Here is a 7,315-nt window from a genome sequence, read left to right as displayed (position 1 = left end):
AGTCATGTTCCCCCCTTTGCCCCCCGGCGTCCCCCTGGGCCTGGGCCTGGGGGAGGAAAACTCCCCGTACCCCCCCAGAAGACCGAGGCGTGGGCCCCCCCCCCACCGGAGACCGGCCCCACGCCTCGTGCCGTACGGCTAGAAGAAGACGGACCGCCGCTGCACCAGCAGCTTGTACAGCGTGTGCTGGATCTGCTCCCGCACCTGGTCCGTGAGGTTGAACATGAGCATCGGGTCCTCCGCCGCCTCCGGGGAATACCCGTCCGTGAGAATCGGCTCCCCGAACTGGATCGTCCACTTCGTCGGCAGCGGCACAGCCCCGAGCGGCCCGAGCCAGGGGAACGTGGGCGTGAGCGGGAAGTACGGAAGCCCCAGCACACGCGCCAGCGTCCGCGCGTTCCCGACCATCGGGTAGATCTCCTCGGCCCCCACGATCGAGCACGGCACGATCGGCACACCCGCCCGCAGCGCGGTGGACACGAACCCACCGCGCCCGAACCGCTGGAGCTTGTACCGCTCGCTGAACGGCTTCCCGATGCCCTTGAAGCCCTCCGGCATCACCCCGACGACCTCGCCCCGCCGCAACAGCTCCTCGGCGTCCTCCGCACAGGCCAGCGTGTGCCCCGCCTTCCGGGCCAGCTCGTTCACGACCGGCAGCATGAACACCAGGTCCGCCGCCAGCAGCCGCAGGTGCCGCCCGCCCGGATGGGTGTCGTGCACCGCCGCCTGCAGCATCAGCCCGTCCAGCGGCAGGGTCCCCGAGTGGTTGGCGACGACGAGCGCCCCGCCCTGCGACGGGATGTTCTCGATGCCCTTGACCTCGACCCGGAAGTACTTCTCGTACAGGGGCCTGAGCAGCGACATCAGGACCTTGTCGGTGAGCTCCTCGTCGTACCCGAACTCGTCGACCTCGTAGTCGCCGGTCAGCCGCCGCCGCAGGAACGCGAGTCCGCCGGCGATCCGCCGGTCCCAGCCGCCCGGAGCCGGCTCGGGCTCCCGCACCGCCGCCGGAGCGGCCTCGACGGCCTCCGCGTCGTCCGGCGCCACGGGCTGCTCCGGTACGGGCGCGAGCGGCCCGCCCTTGCGCCCGGGAGCCCGCTTCCCCTTGGCCTCCCTGCCGGCGGCGCCACCGCCACCCGGGCCACCGCCGTCCTTGGGCTTGGGCCGGACCCGCCTGGTCCGCGGATCGTCACCGAAGGGGATGACCTTCGCATCGGCCATGTCAGGTGCACTCCTTGCTGACGAGAGTGGAGAGCCGGTCGACGGTACGGGCGACGGCCTCGGGCGGCAGCAGCCCCGCGGACCGGCTGCGCGCGAAGTCCGCGAAGGTCTCCGCCGTCGTGTACTTGGGCTCAAAGCCCAGTGTCTCGCGCATCTGGGTGGTTCTGACGACCCGTCCGTGCGTCAGCAGCCGGATCTGCTCGGGGGAGAAGTCGGTCACCCCGACCGTCCGCAGCGCGGTCCCGACCCAGGTGACGGCGGGCAGCAGCACCGGCACGGTGGGCCGCCCGAGTCGCCGCGAGCACTGAGCGAGGGTCACCACTCCGTCCCCGGCGATGTTGAAGGTGCCGCTGTTCATCGTGCCCCGCCGCGGGTCGTGCGAGGCGACGCGCAGTACGTCGATGACGTCGTCCTCGTGCACGAACTGCAGCCGGGGGTCGTACCCGAAGACCGTGGGCAGCACCGGCAGCGAGAAGTAGTCGGCCAGCGGCGAGTCCGCGCGGGGCCCGAGGATGTTGGCGAACCTGAGCACGCACACGGCCACGTCGGGCCGCCGGCGCGCGAAGCCCCGCACGTACCCCTCGACCTCGACCGCGTCCTTCGCGAAGCCGCCGCTCGGCAGCGACTTCGGCGGCGTGGTCTCGGTGAAGACGGCGGGGTCGCGCGGCGCGGACCCGTAGACGCTCGTACTGGACTTCACGACGAGCCGCTGCACGGTCGGCGACTTCTGGCACGCCCCGAGCAACTGCATCGTGCCGATGACGTTGGTCTCCTTCACCGACGCACGGCTTCCGCCGGTGCCCAGCGGCGTACCGGTGACGTCCAGGTGCACGACCGTGTCGACGGCGTGCTCGGCGAGCACGCGCGCGATGGCGGGCTGGCGGATGTCCGCCTGCACGAAGTCCGCCCCGCCCAGGTGGTGCTCGGGCGGGACCGCGTCGACGCCCACCACCCGGTCCACATCGGGGTCACGCTGGATGCGGCGTACGAAACGGCCGCCCAGTTGCCGGGCCACACCTGTGACGAGCACGACCTTGCCCAAGATCAGCGCCTTCCCTCGGTCTCCCCTGGCGCCACCGTAGCGGTTGCACGTCGCGCTGTGACGACCGCACGACGGCCGAAGTGACAGCAGACACACATGGGCTACGCGGGGCCCACGAGCCAAACGGGCCACAACGCACCGCAGCCCTCCCACCATGACGGTGGAAGGGCTGCGGGTTCACGTACAGCTGCCGCTTACTTCTTGTTGCGACGCTGAACGCGGGTGCGCTTGAGCAGCTTGCGGTGCTTCTTCTTGGCCATCCGCTTGCGCCGCTTCTTGATAACAGAGCCCACGACTACCCTCGCTCACTTCTCTTCACTCGGTGCGGGGCGTCTGGGCCCACACGACCTACGAGGGCCTAGCCTACCCGCCACCGAGAGAGGGACGTAATCCGAGGCCGCCATCAGGCCGATTCCACCCCCACAAAGGACTCTCGGAGGTACTCGTGCACCGCTTGCTCCGGAACCCGGAAGGACCTGCCCACCCGGATCGCCGGCAGATGACCGCTGTGCACCAAGCGGTACACGGTCATCTTCGACACTCGCATCACCGAGGCGACTTCCGCCACGGTCAGAAACTTGACCTCGTTGAGAGGCCTCTCGCCAGCAGCCATGACCCACCTGTACCTTCCGCACCCGACGCGCACCGGCTTCCCCTCCGGTGACTCTTCGTCGTTGTGCGCTCACTCCCAGACTAGGGGCGGGTGATGCGAGTGGGGAAGAGGAGCAGCCATCCGACGCCTACCGTGACAGACACGCTCGATTGAGTACATAGCGAGTAAGCGGTCGGTAGTAATCGGACCGCACGGCATCATCAAGCGGAACGGCGACGGACACCCGCCCCTCGGCCTCTCCGACGAACAGCGCGGGGTCGTCCGTATCCGCCAGCCCAATGGCCTCGAACCCCAACTGACCTGCACCGCAGACCCATCCGTGGTCCCCCACGACAAGCCCCGGCAACGGCCCTCCGGCCTCCTCGGCGGCAGCGAGCGCGACCCTAACCGGGAGGGGTGAATGGCTGTGTGCGCCGGTATCACTCGCGCCGCCGCGTGCGCCGGGTTCTCGCACCAGCGCGACGCCTCGTACGTAGTCCAGGTTGTACGTGCGTACGCCGAACCGGGTCGTTATGTCGACACATCGCCCCTGCGCGGGGGTGAGGACAGGGCACCCCGCCGCCGACAAAGCGTCTGCGAGACGGGTGTAGAAGCCCAGCAACCGGTGCGGATGCCCGGTCCCGAGCAGCACCGGCACCCCCTGCGCGGCGGCCTCCCCCAACCGGCCCGCGAACGCCTCCAGCCCGGCCAGCGTCCGCTCCGGGTCGATCACGTCGGCCCCGCTCACGCACCCCGGATCGTCCGAGACCCCGCATTTGGCGGCCATCAGGGCCATGACCTCGGCCTCGCCCCAGGCCCGCTCGGGGTCGAGCCCCAGCAGCACCCGTGGGTCACGTGCGGCGAACAGCCGGTAGCTCCGCAGGCTCGCCTCGCGCGAGGTGGCCACGGTCCCGGCCAGCCGGGACGCCAACAGATGCGCACGCAGAGCGCCGGTACTCAACACCCTGCCGATGCTCCCCCACCGCCGCCCCCCTTTCCCCCAAAACCCCGAACAGACCCCACACTTGGCGTAACCCCGACAACCCACCCCCACCCACAACCCCACCGCCCAGCAACCCACGCCGGCAGGAGGAATCGCACTGAGGCGCTCCCCGCAGGGCGCCGAACGCAACCACCCCGAACCCACCGCAGCACTACCCGAACGTTCGACACCCGAGGAGACGCCCCGGCACGGCCCCGACTCCAAAGCTCCGGCGAACACCGCTCGTCCCACCCCCGAAGCGAGCACCCGCCGCCCGATCCCTCAGGCCAACAACCCCCGCAGAGGAAACGCCGCCCGCCGAGCCGCCAGCACCGCCTGGTCCAACCGGTCCGCAGGGTCGTAACCCGCGTCCCACGCCTCCCACGCCGGCGCCACCCCGTCCGTCATCCGCCCCGGCCCCAACTGCCTTGTACGCGCGTACACTTCATCCCGCCAGGACGCCGGAATAACCGACTCCGGATCAACCGGCCGATGCGCCGCGATCCCCACCAGATGCGTCCACGACCGCGGAACGACATCCACCACCGCGTACCCCCCACCCCCGAGCGCCACCCACGCCCCACCGTCCACGTACTCGTGCGCGAGCTCGTGACACGCCGTCTGCACCGCCCGCTGCGCGTCCAGCGAAACCGCCAGATGCGCCAGGGGATCCTCGAAGTGCGTGTCGGCCCCGTGCTGCGTAACGAGCACCTGGGGCCGGAAGTCCGCCAACAGCTCCGGCACGACCGAGTGGAAGGCCCGCAGCCACCCCGCGTCCCCCGTCCCCGCCGGCAGCGCCACGTTCACCGCCGAGCCCTCACCGGCCCCGCTCCCACCCGTCTCCTCCGGCCACCCGGTCCCGGGGAACAACGTCCTCGGATGTTCGTGCAGCGAGATCGTCAGAACCCGCGGGTCGTCCCAGAACGCCGCCTGCACCCCGTCCCCGTGGTGCACGTCCACATCCACGTACGCGACCCGCTCCGCCCCCAGTTCCAGCAGCCGGGCGATCGCCAACGACGCGTCGTTGTAGATGCAGAACCCCGCCGCACTCCCCGGCATCGCATGATGCAGCCCGCCGGCGAAGTTGACCGCGTGCGCGGCCTCCCCACGCCACACCGCCTCCGCCGCCCCCACCGACTGCCCGGCGATCAGCGCGGAAGCCTCGTGCATCCCGGCGAAGGCCGGATCGTCGACCGTCCCCAGCCCGTACGCCTGATCCGCCCCCCGCGGATCAGCCGAAGCCGCCCGCACCGCCGCCACGTAGTCCTCGCGGTGCACCAGCCGCAGCGTCGAGTCCCCCGCGGCCGGCGCGGCGACGACACCGACCTCCCGGTCGAGCCCGTACGCCCGTACGAGCCCCATGGTCAGGGCAAGCCTGACGGGGTCCATCGGATGGCTCGCCCCGAAGTCATAGCCCGTAACAGCGTCATCCCACATCAACAGCGCGCGCCCGCTCATGCCCGCCACCGTATCGGTCGCCCCCACCGGCGAACGACCGGGCGTACACCAGCGTGACCAGCACGAGCACCATCGGCACGAGCATCGCCCCGCGATAACTCCACGCGTCCCCGAGCGCCCCCACCAACGGCGCCCCCACCAGGAATCCCACGTAATTGAACACATTGAGCCGGGCCACGGCCGCGTCACTCGCCGCCCCGGGGAAGAGCCGCCCCGCCGCCGCGAACGTCTGCGGCACGATCACGCACAACCCCAGCCCGAGCAGGGTGAATCCGAGCATCCCCACCCCGACCCCCGGGGCCCCCGCCACCACCGCGAACCCGCCCGCGGCCACCACCGCCCCGGCCCGCACGACGGCGACGGCCCCGAAGCGCCGCACACCGAAGTCTCCGACGGTTCGCCCCAGCAAGGTCGTCACCATGTAGACGTTGTACGGAAGAGTCGCCGTCTGCTCCGAGGAACCGAGCACATCCTCCAGGTACTTGGCGCTCCAGTTCGAGACGGTCGAGTCCCCGATGTACGCGAGCGTCATCACCAGGCACAGCGGCACCAGCAGCCGGAACCCGCCCGCCGAAGCCATTTCCCCGTCAGCAGCCTCATCCACCGCGCCCCCACCGTCGACGAACCACCGACTGCCGACGAACACCACGGGCAACAGCACGGCCGCCACCGGCAGATAGGACACGAACAGCGCCAGTTCCCAGTGCGCCCCCACCCACGCGAGCGACGCCCCCACGATCCCCCCGAGGCTGTACGCCGCATGGAATCCCAGCATGATGCTGCGCCCGTACGCCCGCTGAAGGCTCACCCCCAGCATGTTCATGGACGCGTCCAACGCCCCGACCGCCACCCCGAACACCCCAAGGGCGACGGCCACTTGCCACATCTGTGAGCCGCCCCCGACCCACAGCAGCGCCAGCACCACCAGCGGCTGCGACCACCGCAATACGACGCTCGGCCTGACCCGCTTCACCAGCAGCTCGGTGCCGACACTGCCCACACCGGCCAGAATCGGCACGGCGGCCAGGAACAGGGGCAGCAGCCCGTCGGATATCCCGTACCGGTCCTGAACGGCGGGCAGCCGCGTCACGAGCAGCGCGAACGCCACACCCTGCGCGAAGAAGCTCAATCCCAGCGAAGCCCTGCCGTGCCGCAGGCGCGCGTCTGTCATGGCCGCACAGCGTAGGCCCGCCACATACCCATGGGTAGCTCGATCAGGCGAGCAATTCCGGCAGCTGACTCAGATCCGAGAAGTGCCCGTTCGCCCCCGAGAGCCTCTCCGCCGGGGTCATCGCGGTGAAGCCGTACACATCCATCCCGGCCGCCCTGGCCGCTTCCACCCCGAGCGGACTGTCCTCCACCACCACGCACCGCTCCACCGGTACGCCCATCTGCTCGGCGGCGTGCCGGAAGAGGTCCGGTGCCGGCTTGCCCCGCCCGACGTCCTGCGAGCTGAAGATCCAGCTGTCCTCGAACCACTCGTCGAGCCCGGTGACCAGGTGCCCGACCCGGATCCGCTCGTGACTCCCGGAGGACGCGAGACAGTACGACACCCCGTCCGCGACCAGCCGCCCCAGCAGGTCCTCCGCTCCGGCGACCGGTTTCAGCTCCCGCTCGAAGGCGGCGAAGATCCGCGCGTGCAGGGTCTTGTCGAAGTCCTCGGGCAACCGCTGTCCGGAACGTTCCAGCACGAGGTCGTGGATCCGGTGCACGGCGGACCCCATGTAGTCCCGGAGCGAGTCCTCATAGGTGGTCGGGTGCCCCAGCTCGCTCAGATAGCCGGCCAGGATGGTGTTGGAGATCGGCTCGCTGTCCACGAGGACGCCGTCGTTGTCGAAGATGATGAGGTCGTAGCGCATGGCTTGACCTTAAACGCAAAAAAGCCCCGGCCCCCGGACATAAGTCCGGGGGCCGGGGCATAAAATTTGTTCGGCGGCGTCCTACTCTCCCACAGGGTCCCCCCTGCAGTACCATCGGCGCTGAAAGGCTTAGCTTCCGGGTTCGGAATGTAACCGGGCGT

Annotated in this window: 8 protein-coding genes and 1 rRNA gene; all 9 read right to left on the bottom strand. The window is 70.2% G+C overall.

Going from position 1 to position 7,315, the window contains the following annotated elements:
* Positions 1-138: 138 nt before the first annotated feature.
* Positions 139-1,221, bottom strand: coding sequence for a lysophospholipid acyltransferase family protein (locus tag AC07FK_RS28500; RefSeq protein WP_479107830.1), 1,083 nt, complete (start codon positions 1,219-1,221; stop codon positions 139-141).
* 1 nt (position 1,222) lies between these two features.
* Positions 1,223-2,263, bottom strand: a complete 1,041-nt coding sequence (locus AC07FK_RS28495) for an NAD-dependent epimerase/dehydratase family protein (protein ID WP_479107829.1) — start codon at positions 2,261-2,263, stop codon at positions 1,223-1,225.
* A 194-nt stretch (positions 2,264-2,457) separates the two neighbouring features.
* Entirely contained in the window at positions 2,458-2,556 is a 99-nt protein-coding gene (locus AC07FK_RS28490) for a 30S ribosomal protein bS22 (RefSeq protein ID WP_003948845.1), read from the bottom strand.
* 110 nt (positions 2,557-2,666) lie between these two features.
* Positions 2,667-2,876 (bottom strand): helix-turn-helix domain-containing protein, encoded by a 210-nt coding sequence (locus AC07FK_RS28485; RefSeq protein ID WP_158687078.1) that lies wholly within the window; start codon positions 2,874-2,876, stop codon positions 2,667-2,669.
* 127 nt (positions 2,877-3,003) lie between these two features.
* Positions 3,004-3,819 carry a phosphatase gene (locus AC07FK_RS28480; RefSeq protein ID WP_479107828.1) on the bottom strand — a complete coding sequence of 272 codons (816 nt, stop codon included), beginning with the start codon at positions 3,817-3,819 and terminating at the stop codon, positions 3,004-3,006.
* 300 nt (positions 3,820-4,119) lie between these two features.
* On the bottom strand, positions 4,120-5,295 hold the full coding sequence (locus AC07FK_RS28475) for an acetoin utilization protein AcuC (protein ID WP_479107827.1): 1,176 nt from the start codon (positions 5,293-5,295) through the stop codon (positions 4,120-4,122).
* Positions 5,264-6,466 carry an MFS transporter gene (locus AC07FK_RS28470; RefSeq protein WP_479107954.1) on the bottom strand — a complete coding sequence of 401 codons (1,203 nt, stop codon included), beginning with the start codon at positions 6,464-6,466 and terminating at the stop codon, positions 5,264-5,266. The genes AC07FK_RS28475 and AC07FK_RS28470 overlap by 32 nt, the downstream gene beginning before the upstream one ends.
* A 43-nt stretch (positions 6,467-6,509) precedes the next feature.
* The gene (locus AC07FK_RS28465) at positions 6,510-7,154 is read right to left on the bottom strand and encodes an HAD family hydrolase (protein WP_479107826.1); all 645 of its coding nucleotides are present in this window, start codon (positions 7,152-7,154) and stop codon (positions 6,510-6,512) included.
* 68 nt (positions 7,155-7,222) lie between these two features.
* A 5S ribosomal RNA gene (gene rrf / locus AC07FK_RS28460) occupies positions 7,223-7,315 on the bottom strand; the annotation flags it as partial.

The sequence above is a fragment of the Streptomyces sp. NPDC046122 genome (assembly GCF_056429965.1).
The sequence above is the reverse complement of the archived record's forward strand: the minus strand, read 5'-3'. Positions and strand labels throughout refer to the sequence as shown.

Excerpts from the sequence above, each read along its gene's own strand:
- AC07FK_RS28500 (WP_479107830.1), bottom strand. The coding sequence starts at position 1,221 with ATGGCCGATGCGAAGGTCATCCCCTTCGGTGACGATCCGCGGACCAGG.
- AC07FK_RS28485 (WP_158687078.1), bottom strand. The coding sequence starts at position 2,876 with ATGGCTGCTGGCGAGAGGCCTCTCAACGAGGTCAAGTTTCTGACCGTG.
- AC07FK_RS28475 (WP_479107827.1), bottom strand. The coding sequence starts at position 5,295 with ATGAGCGGGCGCGCGCTGTTGATGTGGGATGACGCTGTTACGGGCTAT.
- AC07FK_RS28470 (WP_479107954.1), bottom strand. The coding sequence starts at position 6,466 with ATGACAGACGCGCGCCTGCGGCACGGCAGGGCTTCGCTGGGATTGAGC.
- AC07FK_RS28465 (WP_479107826.1), bottom strand. The coding sequence starts at position 7,154 with ATGCGCTACGACCTCATCATCTTCGACAACGACGGCGTCCTCGTGGAC.